The 18,475-nt window shown below is 68.2% G+C and carries 18 protein-coding genes; 9 read left to right on the top strand and 9 right to left on the bottom strand.

Features of this window, described 5'->3' with window-relative positions:
* Window positions 1–201: 201 nt before the first annotated feature.
* From BLQ74_RS16815 to BLQ74_RS16800, 4 genes are all read right to left on the bottom strand, one after another.
* Window positions 202–1,131: an AEC family transporter gene (locus BLQ74_RS16815; RefSeq protein ID WP_090264212.1), complete on the bottom strand. Its 930-nt coding sequence runs from the start codon at window positions 1,129–1,131 to the stop codon at window positions 202–204.
* An 82-nt stretch (window positions 1,132–1,213) separates the two neighbouring features.
* Entirely contained in the window at window positions 1,214–2,164 is a 951-nt protein-coding gene (locus tag BLQ74_RS16810) for an adenosine deaminase (RefSeq protein ID WP_090264210.1), read from the bottom strand.
* A 109-nt stretch (window positions 2,165–2,273) separates the two neighbouring features.
* Window positions 2,274–3,236, bottom strand: coding sequence for an isopenicillin N synthase family dioxygenase (locus BLQ74_RS16805; RefSeq protein ID WP_090264207.1), 963 nt, complete (start codon window positions 3,234–3,236; stop codon window positions 2,274–2,276).
* A 119-nt stretch (window positions 3,237–3,355) separates the two neighbouring features.
* Complete coding sequence (locus tag BLQ74_RS16800; RefSeq protein WP_090264205.1) at window positions 3,356–4,438, bottom strand: BMP family ABC transporter substrate-binding protein; 1,083 nt, start codon at window positions 4,436–4,438, stop codon at window positions 3,356–3,358.
* Between the two features lie 245 nt (window positions 4,439–4,683).
* Between BLQ74_RS16800 and BLQ74_RS16795 the strand changes: the two genes are divergently transcribed.
* Both BLQ74_RS16795 and BLQ74_RS16790 read left to right on the top strand, forming a co-directional pair.
* Window positions 4,684–5,766, top strand: coding sequence for a calcium:cation antiporter (locus BLQ74_RS16795; RefSeq protein WP_090264203.1), 1,083 nt, complete (start codon window positions 4,684–4,686; stop codon window positions 5,764–5,766).
* 21 nt (window positions 5,767–5,787) lie between these two features.
* On the top strand, window positions 5,788–6,306 hold the full coding sequence (locus tag BLQ74_RS16790) for a nucleoside 2-deoxyribosyltransferase (protein WP_090264201.1): 519 nt from the start codon (window positions 5,788–5,790) through the stop codon (window positions 6,304–6,306).
* Between the two features lie 61 nt (window positions 6,307–6,367).
* Here BLQ74_RS16790 and BLQ74_RS16785 read toward each other — a convergent pair whose 3' ends face one another.
* Window positions 6,368–7,387, bottom strand: a complete 1,020-nt coding sequence (locus BLQ74_RS16785) for an energy transducer TonB (protein ID WP_090264198.1) — start codon at window positions 7,385–7,387, stop codon at window positions 6,368–6,370.
* Between the two features lie 70 nt (window positions 7,388–7,457).
* Window positions 7,458–8,417 carry a CobW family GTP-binding protein gene (locus BLQ74_RS16780; protein WP_090264196.1) on the bottom strand — a complete coding sequence of 320 codons (960 nt, stop codon included), beginning with the start codon at window positions 8,415–8,417 and terminating at the stop codon, window positions 7,458–7,460.
* A gap of 74 nt (window positions 8,418–8,491) precedes the next feature.
* On the opposite strand from BLQ74_RS16780, the gene BLQ74_RS16775 reads away from it, so the two are divergent.
* Window positions 8,492–8,857, top strand: coding sequence for an NADH:ubiquinone oxidoreductase (locus BLQ74_RS16775; RefSeq protein ID WP_090264194.1), 366 nt, complete (start codon window positions 8,492–8,494; stop codon window positions 8,855–8,857).
* 173 nt (window positions 8,858–9,030) lie between these two features.
* Here BLQ74_RS16775 and zigA read toward each other — a convergent pair whose 3' ends face one another.
* Entirely contained in the window at window positions 9,031–10,233 is a 1,203-nt protein-coding gene (gene zigA / locus BLQ74_RS16770; protein ID WP_090264192.1) for a zinc metallochaperone GTPase ZigA, read from the bottom strand.
* Window positions 10,234–10,402: 169 nt separating this feature from the next.
* On the opposite strand from zigA, the gene BLQ74_RS16765 reads away from it, so the two are divergent.
* Window positions 10,403–10,810, top strand: coding sequence for a hypothetical protein (locus BLQ74_RS16765; RefSeq protein WP_090264189.1), 408 nt, complete (start codon window positions 10,403–10,405; stop codon window positions 10,808–10,810).
* Window positions 10,811–10,815: 5 nt separating this feature from the next.
* Here BLQ74_RS16765 and BLQ74_RS16760 read toward each other — a convergent pair whose 3' ends face one another.
* Window positions 10,816–12,003, bottom strand: coding sequence for an N-acetylmuramoyl-L-alanine amidase (locus tag BLQ74_RS16760; protein WP_090264186.1), 1,188 nt, complete (start codon window positions 12,001–12,003; stop codon window positions 10,816–10,818).
* Window positions 12,004–12,094: 91 nt separating this feature from the next.
* Between BLQ74_RS16760 and folE2 the strand changes: the two genes are divergently transcribed.
* Genes folE2 through BLQ74_RS16740 form a run of 4 tightly spaced genes read left to right on the top strand, consistent with a single transcriptional unit; the run spans window position 12,095 to window position 15,415 of the window.
* Complete coding sequence (gene folE2, locus BLQ74_RS16755; RefSeq protein WP_090264184.1) at window positions 12,095–12,991, top strand: GTP cyclohydrolase FolE2; 897 nt, start codon at window positions 12,095–12,097, stop codon at window positions 12,989–12,991.
* Window positions 12,988–13,653, top strand: a complete 666-nt coding sequence (locus tag BLQ74_RS16750) for a metal ABC transporter ATP-binding protein (RefSeq protein WP_090264180.1) — start codon at window positions 12,988–12,990, stop codon at window positions 13,651–13,653. The genes folE2 and BLQ74_RS16750 overlap by 4 nt, the downstream gene beginning before the upstream one ends.
* Entirely contained in the window at window positions 13,653–14,516 is an 864-nt protein-coding gene (locus tag BLQ74_RS16745) for a metal ABC transporter permease (RefSeq protein WP_090264178.1), read from the top strand. The genes BLQ74_RS16750 and BLQ74_RS16745 overlap by 1 nt, the downstream gene beginning before the upstream one ends.
* A gap of 23 nt (window positions 14,517–14,539) precedes the next feature.
* Window positions 14,540–15,415 (top strand): metal ABC transporter substrate-binding protein, encoded by an 876-nt coding sequence (locus BLQ74_RS16740; protein WP_090264176.1) that lies wholly within the window; start codon window positions 14,540–14,542, stop codon window positions 15,413–15,415.
* Between the two features lie 71 nt (window positions 15,416–15,486).
* On the opposite strand, the gene cfaB is transcribed toward BLQ74_RS16740, so the two are convergent.
* Window positions 15,487–16,671, bottom strand: coding sequence for a C17 cyclopropane fatty acid synthase CfaB (gene cfaB, locus BLQ74_RS16735; protein WP_090264174.1), 1,185 nt, complete (start codon window positions 16,669–16,671; stop codon window positions 15,487–15,489).
* A 280-nt stretch (window positions 16,672–16,951) separates the two neighbouring features.
* Here cfaB and BLQ74_RS16730 point away from each other — a divergent pair, with 280 nt between their 5' ends.
* Complete coding sequence (locus BLQ74_RS16730; protein ID WP_090264172.1) at window positions 16,952–18,427, top strand: MDR family MFS transporter; 1,476 nt, start codon at window positions 16,952–16,954, stop codon at window positions 18,425–18,427.
* Window positions 18,428–18,475 lie beyond the last annotated feature (48 nt).

Below are 18,475 nucleotides of genomic sequence, written 5' to 3'. Positions count from 1 at the left end.
AGGCGCGGTGGCCGGGTCCCGGCCCGTCGCCGCGCCATCTACGTTTGCGAGCGGGTCTGCCATTGCGGATGGCAGACCCGTTTTTTTATTCCCCTGTCCGCCCTTCCCGTATCACGCGCGATGCGTGACGCCCAAGGCGTTATCCAGCGGCCAAACGACGGATGAAGCCTGCCGCCTCCCCCCCCCGCCGAAAGCCACCGCTCAGCGCGCTATCCACAGCAGGCACAGCGACAGGCTGAGCAGCGACAGCAGGGTCGATAGCAGGATGCTGCGCGACACCACCGGCGCCTCGCGCTGGTAGTACTCGGCGAGCATGTAAGGTCCGGTGCCGGTGGGCAGGGCGCTGAGCAGCAGCGCCGAATCGGCCCACAACGGCGGCAGCGCGAACACCTTATAGGCGAGCACGCCGGTGAGCAGCGGCTGGCCGACCAGTTTGATCGCCACCAGCGGCCAGGCGCCGACACGCGGGCCTTCCTGCTTCTGCGCCAGGAACAGGCCGAGCGAGACCAGCGCGCAAGGCGTGGTGGCCGCCGCCAGCAGGTCGAGGAAGTGCAGCAGCGGCGCTGGCAAGGCGACACCGCCGGCGGCCCAGAGCCCACCGACGAGCGGCGAGACCACCAGCGGGTTCTTCAGCAGCGCCTTGAGCACCACCGCGACCGCGCGACCGATGTGCCTTTCGCTCTGCAGACCGACCTCGATGCACACCACGGCAATCGCGAAGAGCACGCAGACCACCAGCAGCGAGGCGATCAGCGCCGGCTCCAGGCCGTCCTGGCCGAACACCAGCAGGCACAGCGGGATGCCCATGTAGCCGGTATTCGCGTAGGAAGCGCTCAGCCCATCGATGCTCGCCGCCGGCAGCGCGCGGCCTTGCCACAGGCGCCAGCCGAGGGTGGCGAAGAACACCAGCAGGCAGCCGCCGGTGAAGGCGACGAGGAAGCCAGGCTGCCAGATCTGCGCCCAGCTCGAGGTGGCGGTGACCTTGAACAGCAGCGCCGGCAGGCACAGCCAGACCACCAAGCGATTGATCTCGGAGGCGGCATTGGGCCCGAGGCGGTTGCTCTTGCGGCACAGCCAGCCGACCAGGATCAGCGCGAAGATGGGCAGGACGACGGAGACGACGGTATGCATGCGGGGGCCTTGTACGGCGGCCGGCGCGAGCCGGGTAGAACGGGGCGGAGCGCGCGGCGGAATCGCCGCGCGCCGGCTGGATTCACTTCACCAGGCGCGCATCCAGGCTGTTCTGCGCCAGGCGCTTGGCCTGCGCTTCGCTCATGCCCAGGTGCTCGCGCAGGGCCTGGAAGTTCTCGTTGACGTAGCCGCCGAAGTAGGCCGGGTCGTCGGAGTTCACCGTGACCTTCACGCCGCGTTCGAGCATGTCGAGGATGTTGTGCTCGCGCATGTGCTTGAACACGCGGAGCTTGGTGTTGGACAACGGGCAGACGGTCAGCGGGATCTGCTCGTCGATGATGCGCTGCATCAGCCGCTCGTCCTCGCTGGCGCGCACGCCGTGGTCGATGCGCTGGACCTTGAGCAGGTCGAGGGCTTCCCAGATGTACTCCGGCGGGCCTTCCTCGCCGGCATGGGCGACGGCGAGGAAGCCCTCGGCGCGGGCTCGCTCGAAGACACGTTGGAACTTGCGCGGCGGGTGGCCGACTTCGGAGCTGTCGAGGCCCACGGCGATGAAGGCGTCGCGGAACGGCAGGGCCTGCTCGAAGGTGTTGAACGCCGCCTCCTCGGAGAGGTGCCGGAGGAAGCTGAGGATCAGGCCGTGGCGGATGCCCAGTTGCTTCTCGCCGTCCACGAGTGCCTGGTGGATGCCGCGCAGCACCACCTCGAAGGGAATGCCACGGTCGGTGTGGGTCTGCGGGTCGAAGAAAGGCTCGACGTGGATGACGTTCTGTTCCTTGCACTTGAGCAGGTAGGCCCAGGTCAGGTCGTAGAAGTCCTGTTCGCTGCGCAGCACGTCGGCGCCGGCGTAGTAGAGGTCGAGGAACTCCTGCAGGTTGTTGAACGCGTAGGCCTTGCGCAGGCTGTCGACGTCGGCCCAGGGCAGCGCCACCTGGTTGCGCTCGGCCAGGGCGAACAACAGTTCGGGCTCCAGGGTGCCTTCCAGATGCAGGTGCAGTTCAGCCTTGGGCAGGGCATTGAGCCAGTCGTACATGGTCAGGGTCTCGTCATCGGGCGTATGCCGGGGATTATGGCATGCATGCCGGCGCCTGGACGCCGGCGCACTGCCTGCCTGCGCAGACGCCAGCGCCCGGAGCGGCCGCCTAGGCCGCCCCCTCGCGCCGGTAGGCGTAGGTCGCGGCGAAGCGCGCGGTGAGCCACTCGGCGCAGGTGGTCGGCGGGTACTTCGGCGGCCGCTCGGCATCGAAACAGCCCGGCAGGCAGGCGATCTCGGTGTCCATGTGCGGTTCGGCGAAGAACGGCATGGCGTAACGATCGACGCCCTGCGGGCTGATCACCCGGTGCGGGGTCGAGCGGTAACGGTCGTTGCTCCAGCGCGCCATCATGTCGCCGATGTTGACCACGAAGGTGCCGTCGATGGGCGGCGCGTCGATCCACTCGCCCTGGCGGTTCTGCACCTGCAGACCGCCGGCGTCGTCCTGGTACAGCAGGGTCACGCAGCCGTAATCGGTGTGCGCGCCGGCGCCCGGCTGGTCGTCGCTCTGCCGCGCCGCGGCCGGCGGGTAGTGGATCATGCGGAACACGCTGACCGGCTGCTCGAAGCGCCGCTCGAAGAAATCGGCGTCGATGCCCAGGGCGATGGCGAGCGCGCGCAGCACCGTCTTGGCCAGGGCCAGCATGTCGGCGTAATGGCCTTCGAGCAGCGCCTCCCAGCCCGGCAGCTCGGGGTGGCGGTTGGGGCCGTAGAAGGACTTGCCGGCGAGCACGTCGGGGTGCTCGGGCGGCAAGTGCAGGGCCATGTCGAAGGTTTCCTTGAAGTCACTGGGCCGCTCGGGGTCGAGCTGCTCGCTGGCGATGGCGCCGTAGCCACGATGGTTGCGGCTGCGGGTGATATCGATCTTCAGCTTTTCCGCGGCCGGCTGGGCGAAGAAGGTCCGCGCCGCCTGCAACAGGTCAGCGAAGCGCTGGGCCGGAATCGGGTGGCCCTTGATATAGAAGAAGCCCCATTCGCGGCAGGCGCTGTCGATCTGCCGGGCGACCGCTGTCCAGGCAGCCGGGTCGCTGGCGTAGAGCGGGGCGATATCGATGACGGGTAGACGGTCCATGGTGGATTCTCGTTCACGGCTCGGGCGCAGCGTAGGACGGGTGATGCGCAGCGATACCCAGCGGCCTGCAAGACGCGCATGGGTTTCGTTCCTCATCCCATCCTACGGGCGCTGTTGGCTCACTTCGGCAATTCGGCCTTGATGCCTTCGACGTAGTAGTCCATCGCCGCCAGGTCGGCGTTGCTGGCCACCGCGCCGGCGGCGATGCGCTCCTTGCCGCCCTGGTCCTTGATCGGCCCGGTGAAGGGGTGGAAGGCGCCGCTCTTGATGTCGGCGATCATCTTGCTCGCCTCGTCCTGCACGGCCGGCGGCAGCAGGTCCTTGTTAAGCGGCAGGACGATGGTCTCTTCGGCCAGGCCGCCCCAGAAGTCCTGCGGCTTCCAGTTGCCATCCAGGACCGCCTGGGTGGTCTTGATGTAGTGCGGGCCCCAGTCGTTGACGATGGAGGTCAGCACGGTCTTCGGGCCGAAGTGCTGCATGTCCGAGGCATAGCCCACGGCATAGACGCCGCGACGCTCGGCGGCCTGGATCGGCGCCGGGCTGTCGGTGTGCTGGAAGAGCACGTCGACGCCCTGGTCGATCAGCGCGTTGGCGGCGTCGGCCTCTTTGCCCGGATCGAACCAGGTGCTGACCCACATGACCTTGAGTTCGGCCTGCGGGTCGTACTTGTTCAGCGCCAGCTGGATGGCGTTGATATCGCGGATCACCTCGGGGATGGGGAAGGAGGCGATGTAGCCGATCTTGTGCGTCTTGGTCATCTTCGCCGCCAGGTAGCCGCCGACATAGCGGCCCTCGTAGGACGACGACAGGTAGGTGCCGAGGTTCTTCTCATGCTTGTAGCCGGTGGCGTGCTCGAAGGTGACCTTGGGGAACTGCCGGGCGACCTTGTCGGTGGGGTTCATGAAGCCGAAGGAGGTGGTGAAGATCAGGTTGTAGCCATCCTTCGCCATGTTGCGGATGACCCGCTCGGCGTCGGCACCCTCGGCGACGTTCTCGACATAGCTGGTCTGCACCTTGTCGCCGAAATGCTCGGCCAGTTCGCGGCGGCCCATCTCGTGCTGGTAGGTCCAGCCGTGGTCGCCGACCGGGCCGACATAGACGAAACCGACCTTCAGCGGATCGGCCATGGCGCCGAGGCTGGCGCCAATGCCCATGGCCAGGGCGAGGCCACGCAGCAGGGTGTTCAGGGTCTTGTTCTTCATGGTGCGGAGACGCTCCTGTCGATGCGGTGTCGGATGGCGAAGGGAACCTCGTTCCCCCGGCGTCCGCCCGATGCAATAACCTGACCAAGTGGACAAGTGCCCCGTGCCAGGCGCCCGCGCCCGCCTCGCCGGCGCTCCGCTGATAGCCGATGGTGCGCCCGTGCCACCTGCTGGTGCGCAGTGGGCAAGGTGGCGGGCATTGCCTAAGATGGGCGCCTGTTTTCCCCCGGAATGGATATCCCTCGATGCTTCGCCTGTTCAAAGACGAAAAATTCCTCCTCCTTGCCGTGCTCCTGGCGGTGCTGGTCTATCCCCTGGAACACAGCCTGCTGGAAGGCGGCAAGAGCCTCGCCGGCGGCGTCGCCGTGATTCTCCTGGCGTCGATCATCAGCGTCTCGCTGCGGGTCGCGCACCACGCCGAAATCCTCGCCGAGAAGGTCGGCGAGCCCTACGGCACCATGATCCTGACCCTCGCCGCGGTACTGGTCGAGGTGGTCATCCTGGCCATCATGATGGGCCACAACCATTCGCCGACCCTCGCCCGCGACACCATCTACGCCGCGGTGATGCTCGACATGAACGGCATCCTCGGCCTGGCCGCGCTGCTCGGCGGCCTGAAGCACGGCGAGCAGTCGTACAACGATGACTCGGGCAAGACCTACGTGACCATGATCCTCACCGCCGTGGGCATCTCCATGGTCGTCCCCGAGCTGATCCCGGCCGCCCACTGGAAGCTCTACTCGCTGTTCACCATCGGCTGCATGGTCATGCTCTACGGCCTGTTCCTGCGCATGCAGACCGGCCAGCACAGCTACTTCTTCGCCTACAACTACGCGGTGCACGGCGAACAGCACGACGGCCACCAGGCCGCCGGCAGCACCCGCCAGTCGATGATCCTGCTGATGCTCGGGGTGGTGCTGATCGGCGCCCTCGCCGAGGTCATGTCGAAAGCCCTGGACGTCGGCCTGGAAGGCAGCGGCGTGCCGCCGATCGTCCCGGCCCTGCTGGTCGCGGCCATCTCCGCCAGCCCGGAGATTCTCACCGCGCTGCGCGCCGCCCTGGCCAACCGCATGCAGCCGGTGGTCAACATCGCCCTCGGCGCCTCGCTGTCGACAGTGATCCTCACCGTGCCGGTGATCGAAGCCCTGGCGCTGTTCAAGGGTCAGCCGATCCAGATGGCCATGACCCCGCTGCAGACCGGCATGATGTTCATCACCCTGATGGTCGCCGGCTTCAACCTGCATGACGGCAAGACCAACGCCATCGAAGGCATGACCCACTTCGTGCTCTTCGCCACCTTCCTCATGCTGTCCCTGATGGGGCTATGAGCGACTGAACAGGTGCCACCCATGCTGAAGATCTACCTGGCCGGCCCCGACGTGTTCCGCCCCGATGCCGCCGCGCACGGCACACGGCTCAAGGCGCTGTGCGCGGAGTACGGTTTCGAGGGCTTGTTCCCGCTGGACAACCAGTTGCCGGAGGAGATCGAAGCGCCGCACGAGCAGGCCATCTGGCTGTACCGCGCCAACCTGCGGATGCTCGCCGAGGCCGACTGCGTGCTGGCCAACCTGGCGTCCTTTCGCGGCAGCGAGCCGGACAGCGGCACCTGCTTCGAGGTCGGCTACGCCGCCGCGCTCGGCAAACCGCTGTACGGCTACCTGCCGGACGCTGGCAGCTACGTCGAGCGCCTGCGCCGCAAATACCCGGAATGGCTGGGCGAGCGACCGGGCCAGGACCGCGACGGCAATATCCTGGAAGCCTTCGGCCTGCCGCTGAACCTGATGCTGGCGGTGCCGACGCAGATCGTTTCCGGTGGACCGCGCGAGGCGCTGGAGCTGTTGCGCCAGGACCTGCAGCCCGCGCAATAGCGCCCCCCAGAGAAACGAAAAACGCGCCCGAAGGCGCGTTTTTGCGGGGGACGGGCAAGCCTCAGCGGCGCCCCTCCAGCTTGAAGAAGAACACCTTGGTGGCCTGCCGCGCGACGATGCGGCCGCCGCTGACGCGCGGCTCGAAGCGCCACTTGGCCATGGCCTGGCTGACGGCGCTGTCGAATAGGCGCGGCGGCGAGGACTCCAGCACCTGGATATCCTCGATGCGACCCTCGGCAGTGATGGTGAACAGCACCTTCACATGGCCTTCGATGCCTCGCCGCTGGGCCATCGGCGGATAGCTCGGCGAATCCATGCGCAGGGGCTTGATGTCGCTGTCGTTGAGACTGCCGGTGGGCAGGCCGGCCGGGCCTTGCGCGCCGGTGGGAGCGCTCTGCGCGCCCGCCGTGGTCTGGCCGCTGACGGGCGCGGCGGGCGGTGGCGGCGTGGACGGAGTCGGTGTTGCGCTGCGGGCCTCCTCGGCCGGCTCGGGATCAGGTTGCGGCGTGGGTTTCGGCTTGGGCTTGGGCGCCACCTTGGGCAGCGCCTTTTCCGCCGGCTTCGGTCTGGGCTTCGGCGGCTCCGGCTTTGGCGGCTCGACCTGCGGCTGCGGCGGCGCGGGCTGCGGCTCGGGCGCGGCGGCCGGCGGTTGCTGGACCGGCTCGGGCTTCTTCGCCAACTGCACCACGCTGACCTGCATGGCCTTGGGCAGCTCGCCCTGGCCGAGATTCAGCTCGCTCGGCGCCGGCATCAGCCAGATCAGGCCGGCGACGATACCCAGGTGCAAGGCCACCGCCAGCGCCGAGGACTTCCACCAGCCGCCGGGACGCGCCGCGACCGCGTCCGCCTCGCCATCCACGGGCGCGGCATAGGGATTCAGCACCTCTTCAGCGGCGGGCACCTCCTCGTCACGCCGGGCACCGGAGCAATCCACCAGGCGCAGGCTGGCTTCCTGGCCGCGCTGGGCGTTGACGCAAGGCAACGCCAGCCCCTCATCGCCAGAGGCGGGGGACGACGAATGATCGTCGGCGGAAGCGGCGAGGGCGGAACCCGCCGATGACCGCGAGTGCGATGGCGACATGGGAAAGCCTGCGATAACAACGGTTGATAATTATTATCATTCACCAGGAAGCCCAGGGCAACCTCGTGCGTCAATTCGGCGCCTGGGCGCACGCCAGGAGGCTATCTTGAAGCCGCTGCGGGTCCTGCTCGGTGCTCAGGATCAACTCGATGCGGTTATCCCTGCGCCAGGCGCTCGGCTGCCACGGCTCGTCGCCGGCCACCCGGTTGCAGGCCAGCCAGCCCTCCGCGCAATGCAAGACCGCCTTGGCGCGCAACAGGCCCGGCAGCGTCGCCAGCCAGGCATCCACATCGCTGCGGCGGAATCGCCAGTCGCGGTGCAGGCGCCAGCCCACGGCCTGACGGCCGTCCTCGACATGCACCTGACGCAAGGGCGCAGCGCGCGACAGCAGCACCGGCAGCTCGGCCTGCTGCGCCGGCGGTTCGGCGCCGGACGCGGCGGCGGCAGGCGTGCACGGAAGGTCGGCGAGCGGCAGATGCCCCTGGCTGGCCCAGCGCAGGGCGATGTCCGGCAAGCGCGCCTGCACGCGGCGACGCGCCTCGGCATCCAGCCCCTCGCTCTTGTTCAGTATCAGCAGCGCGGCGGCATCGAGTGCCTCGGCCTGGGCCTCGGGCAGCGCGGCACCGGCGGCCAGGGCGGCAGCGTCCAGCACCAGCAGCAGGGGCTGCGGCGCCAGCACGCCACGCCAGGGCGCCTCGCTCAACTGGCGCAACAGGGTGCGCGGGTGCCCCAGACCGGAGGGTTCGATGAACAGCCGATCCGGGCGTGCCTTGCGCAACAGGCGCGCCAGGCCGACCTGGAAGGGCGCGCCGTTGACGCAGCAGAGACAGCCGCCAGCCACCTCGCCGATGGCCACGCCGTCGGCATCGCGGGTCAACAGCGCGGCATCCAGACCGACCTGGCCGAATTCGTTGACCAGCACCGCCCAGCGCTCTGTGGCCGGGCGCTGGCCCAGCAGGTCGCGGATCAGACTGGTCTTGCCGGCGCCCAATGGGCCGCCGATCACATGGGTGGGTATCTGCTTCAACATGGGCCTATGGTGCGGCCTGACGACGACGGGGAAAAGCGCTAGAGTCGCCACTTCGAAAAACGGACCTCCTGCCTATGCGTCTGCCGGCCCTTCTCCTGCTGTCCTGTCTGACCGCCCTGCCGACCCTGGCCCGCGCCGAAGCCTGCGTGGTGCACAGTCACGGCGCCAACCTCGACGTCAAGGTCTGCCAGCAGAACCGCAGCATCCCCGCCAAGCTGTTCCATGACGGATTCTGCCAACCGCAGTTGAAGGACCAGAAGGTCGACGTCAGCTACGCCGACAGCTGCCCGAGTGGCGCCTTCGGCGTCTGCAGCAACGCCCAGGTGCCGAACATGCCCTATCGCCAGGACATCCACTACTACGGCGTGGCCAGCGATGCGCGTTTCCTCCAGCCCTTCTGCGAAGGGCAGAGCCACGGCCAGTGGCAGGCTGGCCAGTAGCGGTCACGTCACTGTCATCTGCGCCTGCTCTACTGACTTCGGGTACCTCACACCCTCTGGCACCCCACGCCAGCAAAGATCTTGGTGATAGGGCCGCCAGCCTCTGGTGGCCCTCTTTTTTTTCTCCGCGCCACGCCGACGGCGAAGCGCACGAGCCCAGCCCGGGGCTGGCTTCAGGCCTCCTCCGTCCAGGCATCGAAAGGATCATCCAGGCGCTCCCAGGCCTGCGCCCCGAGAGCCATTTCCGCCTCGTCGAGCAGGCAGGCATCAAGCTCATCGGCGAGCCGCGCGAAGTCGATGTCCTGGCCGATGAACACCAGTTCCTGGCGGCAGTCTCCCGTGTCTTCCTGCCAGTGGCGCATCACCTGGCGCAGCCCGTCCTCGTCCTGCGGCCAGTGCTCCCTGGGTACGAAGCGCCACCAGCGACCGGCCAGGCCATGGCGCATCAGGCCGCCGGCCTGGGACCAACTGCCGGCCTCGCGGTAGCGGCTGGCCAGCCAGAAGAAGCCCTTGGAGCGCAGCAGCCGGCCATTGTCCCAGGGACGTTCGAGAAAGGCCTGGAAGCGCTGCGGATGAAACGGCCGGCGCGCGCGGTAGACGCTGGAGGCGATGCCGTATGCCTCGGTTTCCGGGACATGTTCGCCACGCAGCTCCTTGAGCCAGCCCGGTGCCTGGGCGGCGCGCTCGAAGTCGAAGCGGCCGGTGTCGAGAATCCGCGCCAGCGGCACCCGGCCCATGACCATCGGCGCGATCTCGGCCGCAGGGTTGAGCCGGCGCAGGATCGCCAGCAGTTCCTCGCGGTCGGCGCTGGAAATGAGGTCGACCTTGCTCAGCAGAATGACGTCGGCGAACTCGACCTGCTCGATCAACAGATCGCTGATCGAACGCTGGTCGTCGGCACCGAGGGACTGGCCCCGGCTGGCAAGGTCGTCGGCGTCCTGGTAATCGCGCAGGAAGTTCAGCCCGTCGACCACCGTGACCAAGGTGTCCAGCCGCGCCAGGTCGGACAGGCTGCGGCCCTGCTCGTCGCGGAAAGTGAAGGTTTCCGCCACCGGCAGCGGCTCGGATATCCCCGTGGATTCGATCAGCAGGTAATCGAAGCGGCCCTCCGCGGCCAGGCGCGCGACCTCTTCCAGCAAGTCTTCGCGTAGCGTGCAGCAGATACAGCCATTGCTCATCTCCACCAGCTTCTCTTCCGCGCGATTGAGACTGACATCGCGCTGCACCTCGCTGCCGTCGATGTTGATTTCGCTCATGTCGTTGACGATCACCGCGACGCGGCGGCTTTCGCGGTTCTTCAGCACATGGTTGAGCAGCGTGCTCTTGCCGGCGCCGAGGAAGCCGGAGAGGACGGTAACGGGGAGGCGGTGTTTCACGGCGGGCCCTCGCGGTCAGGTTTTTCGCGGCATCCCGAGTGTTCCCGGCGCAGCCACGGCAATGGAAAGGTTATACTATAACATCTCAAGCCAATGCATCCCTTTTGCCGCTGCGTGGGCGACATGCGATAGATTGGCCCGCCTGCGCCAAGCCCACGAGATCACCCCGATGAAGTCCGTTCTGCTCGCCACCTGCCTGCTGCTGTCCAGCGCCCTCGCCGAGGCCGAAGGCGAGGCCCCCCTGCCCTTTCCCGGCATGCCGCCCGCGGCCTGCGCTTGGCTGGCCAACGTGCTCGCCTGCAGGGACAGCAAGGGCAACGACTACAGCGTCGCCACCCTCGGCCATGACACCTACCTGCGCGGTTTCGATGCCGACAGCGGCCGCCGCTGGGCGCAGACCGGCACCCGCTATGGCCGGATCACGTTCTTCTCGGGGGTGAGCAGCGATGGGCAGATCTGGACCGGCTCCAGCCAGGGCATCGGCTGGACCAGCGTCAGCCGCCTGAGCAGCTCCTCGGGCGGCCAGGCGCGCCTGACCTGCGGCCGGGTCAGCGGCTGCCGCCAACAGCTGCGCTGAGCCTTTCAGGCATTCCCCTGCGCCTGCAGCCTGGCCAACAGGCTGTCCGCCGGCGGGCGTTCCCGGAACCAGCCGTGCAGACCGTCGAAGATGGCCTCGGCGAGCTGCTGCTGGTGCCTTGGATCATGCAGGCGGCGGCAATCACGGTCATTGGAGATGAAGCCCGTCTCGACCAGGATCGACGGAATGTCCGGCGACTTGAGCACCGCGAAGCCGGCTTGGTCGACGCGCTGCTGGTGCAGTTCGGTGACACCACCGAGGCTACGCAATACCTGATGGCCGAGATCCAGGCTGGAGGCGATGGTCGAGTTGATCGACATGTCCAGGAGCACCCCGGCCACTTGCGCATCCTTGCCCTTGAGCGGCAGGTTTCCGGTGGCACCGATAAGGTCGGCAGCGTTTTCGCGATCGGCCATCCAGTGGGCCAGGGTCGAGGTGGCGCCGTGCTCGGACAGGGCGAACACCGAGGCCCCCGAGGCCGTGCGCCGGGGCGCGGCATCAGCGTGAACCGAGACGAACAGGTCGGCGTTGCAGCGGCGCGCCACCTCGACGCGCTGGCGCAGCGGGATGAACACGTCGAGATTGCGTACCAGTTTGGCGCGGAAGCCTTTCTGCCGGTCGATGCGCCGCGCCAGATTCTGCGCGATGAGCAACGCGACATCCTTTTCCCGCTCGCCCCTGGGGCCCAGCGCACCGGGGTCCTTGCCGCCATGCCCGGCGTCCACCACCACCAGCACGTCGCGCTCACCGCCAGGCGCCGGCCCGATCCGCGGGCGTGACCCGGCCTGCGGCAGTTGCCGACGCAGGTCCAGCAGCAGGCGATGCCCCTGCCCATCCCCCGGCGCCAGCACGTTGCTCTGCAGGTTTACCGGCTCGAACAGATCGAGAACCAGCCGCGTGCCGCCATCCGGCAGCAGGCCAGCGCGGATCGCCCGCACCGGACTGCCGGCCAGGGGCAGGCCGCGCAGGTCATGGACCAGGCGAGTGCCTTCGAGGTCAAGGATCAGTCGCTCTGGGGCGGACAGCGTGAAGGTGTGATAGCGCACCGGCCCACTGAGTTCGAGGACCAGCCGCAGCCCCTCGGCGGAACGCAAGGCACGCGCGTCGAGCAGGCGCTGGCTGGCGAACAGATCCAGGGCGGGCAACCAGGCGGCGCTGGCGAGCAAACTTTGTAGAAGGCGACGTCGGTTCATGCTGGCGATTGGGCAGAGAGCGGTTGCAGGATGGGCGTGAAAGCAATACGTTACATTATAACATTCGAAAGCAAAATCCCCAGAGACACCCATGACCGCCTTGCCTCTCCCCGATATCGCCCGTCAGATGACGACGGCGCCCCTCGCCCTCGACTGGGTCGGCATGCAAGGCATCGCCGTGCCCCTGCGCCTGCACGGCGAACGCCTGGCCGCCCAGGCCGATGCCGGCGTCAGCCTCGACAAAGCCGATGCGCGCGGCATCCATATGTCGCGCCTGTACCTGGCCCTGCAGCGCCTGGCGCACGAAGAACTCAGACCGGCCCTGCTGCGGGCGCTGATCGATGACTTTCTCGCCAGTCACACCGAGTTGTCGCAGCGCGCCAGCGTGCGCCTGCACTTCGAAGCCCTGCTCCAGCGCCCGGCGCTGGTCAGCCACTTGAGCGGCTGGAAAGGCTACCCGTGTGAGCTGCTGGCCGAGGGAGACGCCCGGCACATGCGCCTGGAGCTGCGTCTGCAACTGGCCTACTCCTCCACCTGTCCCTGCTCGGCCGCCCTGGCCAGGCAACTGATCCAGCAGCGCTTCGCCAGCGATTTCGGCGGGCGCGCCCTCGAACACGCCGACCTGCACGCCTGGCTCGGCGGCAGCGCCGGCATAGCCGCCACCCCGCACAGCCAACGCAGCCTCGCCGACCTGCGCCTGCAATTGCGCGGCGACCTTGCCGAACTACCGTTGCTGGCGCTGCTCGACTGCGCCGAGCGCAGCCTCGGCACAGCCGTGCAGACCGCGGTGAAACGCGCCGACGAGCAAGCCTTCGCCCTGGCCAACGGACAGAACCCGATGTTCTGCGAGGACGCCGCGCGGCGCCTGCACCACGCCCTGGCGCAACGCGAAGAGTTGCTCGCCTTCGAACTCACGGTGGTGCATGCGGAAAGCCTGCACGCTCACGACGCCGTGGCACGCAGCCGCTGGCAACGGGAGGCCGCATGATCCATTGCCAGGCCCTGCAATGGGGGCCGCCGGGCCTGCCGCTCTGCCCAGCGCTGAACCTCGATCTGCCGGGCGGTAGCCTCACCGCCGTGATCGGCGCCAACGGCTGCGGCAAGAGCAGCCTGCTGAAAGTCATCGCGGGGCTGCAACGACCACTGGCCGGGCGCGTGCGCGTCGAGCTGCGCGCCCGCGAGATCGGTTATCTGGTGCAACAACAGGCCATCGACCGGCAGTTCCCGATCAGCCTTGGCGAACTGGTCGGCGCCGGCTTCTGGTCCAGCAAGCTGACCACCCTGGCGCGCCGCGAGCGCCTGCACGCTGCCCTCGCCGACTGGCGCCTGGACGGCCTCGAACGGCGCCCGCTGGCGGCACTCTCCGGCGGCCAGCTGCAACGAGCCCTGCTGGCCCGGCTGAGCCTGACGGACAGCCCGTTGCTGCTGCTCGACGAGCCAGACGCCTGCCTCGACGAAGCCGGCCAGGCCCTGCTCTGGGCGCAGATCCAGGCGTGGCGCGCCGCCGGGCGCACCCTGCTGGTGGTCTGCCACAACCTGGCGGCCGTGCGCGAACAGGTCCCCGACTGCCTGCGCGTGGCGGCCGAAGGCTGCCGCCACGGCACCTGTGCCGAACTGTTCGGTGCCGCTCATGTGGCGCAGGTGGCGTGATGCTCCTGAGCGCGCTCTGGCAGCCCTTCTGCGAATTCGCTTTCATGCGCCGGGCCCTGCTTGGCGGCATCGCGCTGGCGATCAGCGCCGGCCCGCTGGGCGTGTTCCTGATCCTCAGGCGCATGAGCCTGATCGGCGACGCCATCGCCCACGGCATTCTCCCCGGGGCGGCCATCGGCTTCTGGCTGGCCGGTCTGTCGCTGCCGGCGCTGACCTTCGGCGGCCTCGGCGCCGGCCTGACGGTGGCCGGCCTGGCCGCCTGGGTGACGCGCCACACCGGCCTGCGCGAAGACGCCAGCCTGGCCGCGGTCTATCCGATTTCGCTGGCCTCCGGCGTGCTCCTGCTCGGTCTCGCCGGCAAACGCCTGGACCTGCTGCAGGTGCTCTTCGGCTCGGCCCTGGCGGTGGACCATGGCGCTCTGCTCGGCATGCTCGGCATCGCCGCGCTGAGCCTGACCGCACTGGCCGTGATCTACCGCGCGCTGCTGCTGGACAGCCTCGATCCGCTGTTCCTACGCAGCGTCAGCCGCCTCGGCCCGTTCGCCCACGGCCTGTTCCTCGGCCTGGTGGTGCTCAACCTGGTCATCGGCTTCCAGGCCATAGGCGCGCTGATGATGGTCGGCCTGATGATGCTGCCGGCCGCCGCCGCGCGCTTCTGGAGTCGCCGCCTGCCGCTGCTGCTGGTGCTCGCCGCGGCGCTCGGCGCGCTCTCGGTATGGCTCGGCCTGGTCGCCTCCTACGCCTGGTCGCTGCCCAGCGGCCCGGCGATCGTCATGGTCGCCGGCCTCGCCTACCTGCTCTCGGTGCTCTGCGGTCCGGTCCACGGACTGCTGCGTCGCAGCCCGCTGCCCCTTCCCCAATGAACGCCTCCGCGAGGACCTTCCCCATGCGTGCCCTGTTGCTCCTGCTCACCGTCTGCCTGCCCCTGTCGCTCAGCGCCGCCGAACGGCTGCGGGTGGTCACCAGCTTCAGCATCCTTGCCGACATGACCCGTGCGGTCGGCGGCACCCACATCGAGCTGACCAACATGGTCGGTCCCGACAGCGACGCGCACACCTACGAAACCACCCCGGACGACGCCCGCGCGGTGCGCAAGGCGCAACTGATCGTGGAGAACGGCCTTGGCTTCGAACCCTGGCTCGATCGCCTGCTGAAGAGCAGCGAAAGCCCGGCGCTGGTGATCCAGGCCAGCCATGGGGTGATTCCACGCAGCCTGGAGGAAGACGGCCACGCCATCCCCGACCCACACGCCTGGAACAACCTGGCCAACGCCGATCTCTACATCGGCAATATCGCCAGGGCCCTGGCTACGCTCGACCCGGCCAACGCCGCCGACTACCAGCGCAACGCTGCGGCTTACCTGGTGCAGGCCCATGCCCTGCTCGCCGAGGCCAAGCGAATGCTCGGCAGCCTGCCGGCCGATCGTCGCAGCCTGGTCACCTCGCACGATGCCTTCGGCTACCTCGGCCAGGCCTATGGCCTGGCCCTGCTGGCGCCGCAGGGGCTATCCACCGAGCGCGAGGCCTCCGCCGCCGACGTCGCCGCGCTGATCCGGCAGATCCGCGAGCAACACATCCGCGCGGTCTTCGTCGAGAACATCAAGGACCCACGGCTGATGCGGCAGATCGCCGAGGAAAGCGGCGCGAAGATCGGCGGCACCCTGCACTCCGACGCGCTCGCCGCCGAGGGTCCGGCCAGCACCTACCTGGGCCTCTACCGGGACAATGTCGAGACACTCTACCGAGCGCTGGCCGGCCACTGAGCAGACCACCCTGCGCGACTGCCGCGAAGAAGAGGCGGAAGGCCAGGGCGCCGCTGGCGCCCGTCAGTGGCTCAGGCGTAGATGTCGCGACGGCTCCAGGGCACTTCGTGGGAACCATCGGGATACGGCTTGCTGGCGAGAATCTGGTGCAGATTGACCCAGCCGCGCTTGAAGCCGTAGGCACAGCCGGCCAGGTACAAGCGCCAGATGCGCAGGGCCTGCTCCGGCACCAACTTGGCGGCTTCGACCAGCCGGGCTTCCAGGTTGGCGCTCCAGAAGTCCAGGGTGCGCGCGTAGTGCAGGCGCAGGCTTTCGACGTCGACCACCTCCAGCCCCGCCTCGCTCATGCTCGCGGTAGCCAGAGCCAGGTGCGGTAGCTCCCCGTGGGGGAAGACGTAGCGGTCGATGAAGTCGCCGGCGCCTCGGCCGACCGGACGGCCATCGGTGTGCTTGGCGGTGATGCCGTGGTTCATCACCAGGCCACCGGGACGCACCGCGTCGTACAGCTGCTGGAAGTAGAGGCCCAGGTTGGCATGGCCGACGTGCTCGAACATGCCGACGCTGACCACCTTGTCGAAACGGCCGTCGCGCGGCAGGTCGCGGTAGTCGAGCAGTTCCAAGGTGACCTTGTCTTCCAGGCCTTCGGCCTTGACCCGCTCGCGCCCCAGCTTGAGCTGCTCACGGCTGAGGGTGATGCCGTGGACCTCGACGCCGAACTCGCGCGCCGCCAGGCGCGCCAGGCCGCCCCAGCCGCAACCGACGTCGAGCAGGCGCTCGCCGGGCTTCAGGCGCAGCTTGCGGCACAGGTGGCGCAGCTTGGCCAATTGCGCGGTCGCCAGGTCCTCGCTGCCGGTTTCGAAGTAGGCGCAGGAATAGACCATCTCCGGGTCCAGCCAGAGCCGGTAGAAGTCATTGGAGAGGTCGTAGTGGTAGTGAATGGCTTCGGCGTCGGTGTCCTTGTCGTGGCTTTCACGCACGAAGTCACTGTCGCCGTCGTCGGCACCCAGCGCCTCGCTCAGCGCATCGCCCATGGCGATCACCCGGCCGATCGGACCTTCGATGTCCATGCGCTTCTCGACATAGGCACGCCCCAGGGCATCGAGGCTGGGATGACCGATTTCGGCCAACAGCGTGGGGTCGCGGATGATCAGCGTCACCTCGGGGTCGGGACCGAGGTCAAACGCCTGGGCGTCGCCGATGCGAATCCGCAATGGCAACTGCAAGGACAGCAACTCAGAGGGCAGGTTGGCTTTCATGCAATCCTCCTGGTTACGAATCAGCAAAACTATAGGCCAGAACGTCCAAAGCCTCTCGCGATGGCCTGGCCAGGCTGGTGACTATCGATCGGCTTGGCGCCGGACTGCCCGCAAAGCGTTGAAAAAGCGTAGCAGGAGATTCCGGACAGATCGCCCGACCGTATCGAGATAGAGCCTTGCCCCGATTGAAAAAGTGCGACGGCATGCCGCACATGATCCAGTAGACTGGCAGTTCTCCGGTGCATCCGGCCGGAGTCACCTCGCCGTACAAGGGGGCCTCGTGAATACCTTCAGCCAGCCGCGTCCGCCGGTGCGCACCATCCTCGTCGGGCTGATGCTGGCCATCTTCCTCGGTGCGCTCGACCAGACCATCGTCGCCGTCTCGCTGCCGGCGATCGCCTCGGGCTTCGGCAACTTCGACCTGCTGGCCTGGGTGATCTCCGGCTACATGGTGGCCATGACCGTGGCCATGCCGATCTACGGCAAGCTCGGCGACCTTTATGGCCGGCGCAGCCTGATGCTCTTCGCCACCGTCCTCTTCACCCTGGCCTCGCTGTTCTGCGGCCTTGCGCAAAGCATGGAGCAACTGGTGCTGGCGCGCGTGCTGCAAGGCATCGGTGCGGGCGGCCTGATGTCGGTGAGCCAGGCGATCGTCGGCGACATAGTCCCGCCCCGCGAACGCGGTCGCTACCAGGGCTATTTCAGCAGCATGTACGCGGTCGCCAGCATCGCCGGCCCGGTACTCGGCGGATTGCTGACCGAGCACCTGTCGTGGCGCTGGGTGTTCTTGATCAACCTGCCGGTGGGCCTGCTCGCCCTGGAAGTGTCGCGGCGCACCCTGGTCGGTCTGCCGGTGGCCGGGCGGCGGCCGCGGATCGACTACCCGGGCACCCTGCTGATGATCGCCGGGCTCGGTAGCCTACTGCTGGCGATCACCCAGGTCGGCCAAGGCGCGGCCTGGAAAGATCCGGGTCTGCTCGGGCTGTTCGCCGGCGCGCTGCTCTTGCTACTGCTGTTCGTCTGGCATGAGCGGCGTACCGGCGAGCCGTTGGTGCCGATGCATTTGTTCGCCATCCGCGCGGCCACCCTGAGCTGGCTGGTCGGCTTCTTCGCCAGCTTCCAGTCCATTTCGCTGTCGGTGCTGGTGCCTTTGCGTTTCCAGTCGGTGACCGGCGCCGGCGCCGACAGCGCGGCCGTGCACCTGCTGCCGCTGGCCATGGGCGTGCCGCTCGGGGCTTACTGCTGCGGCCGACTGACCGCCACCATCGGCCGCTACAAGCCACAGATCGTCGGCGGCGCCCTGCTGTTGCCGTGCGCGATCGCCGGGCTGGCACTGACATCGCCGCAGTCCATGCTGCTTTCCGGGCTGTTCATGCTGCTCTGCGGGATCGCCGCCGGCACCCAGTTCCCGACCAGCCTGGTGGCCGCGCAGAGTGCCGTGGAACCGCATCACCTGGGCGTCGCCACCAGCACCACCACCTTGTTCCGCTCCCTCGGCGGTGCGGTCGGAATCGCCCTGATGTCGGCGATCCTGCTGGCCATGCTGCAACCCCTGGCGACGCAGGAAGGCATCGCCCACGGCCTGTCCGCCAGCGCACTGCTGAGCAGTCTCGGCGGCAGCGGCCACGAAGCGCAGCGCCAGGCACTGGACGAGGTGTTCCGCTGGCTGTTCCTGGTCAATGCCGGCATCGGCCTGCTGGCACTGACGATCGCCCTCTGCCTGCCCAACCATGCGCTGCGCGGCAGCCCCGCCTGAGCCCGCGGCGCGCGGGGGCGAACGCTCAGCGCCCACGCGCGGCCACGG

It is taken from the genome of Pseudomonas panipatensis (assembly GCF_900099785.1).
GTDB classification, from domain to species: Bacteria; Pseudomonadota; Gammaproteobacteria; order Pseudomonadales; family Pseudomonadaceae; genus Pseudomonas; species Pseudomonas panipatensis.
Note: the sequence above shows the minus strand (reverse complement) of the source record. Positions and strands in the feature narration are given on the sequence as shown.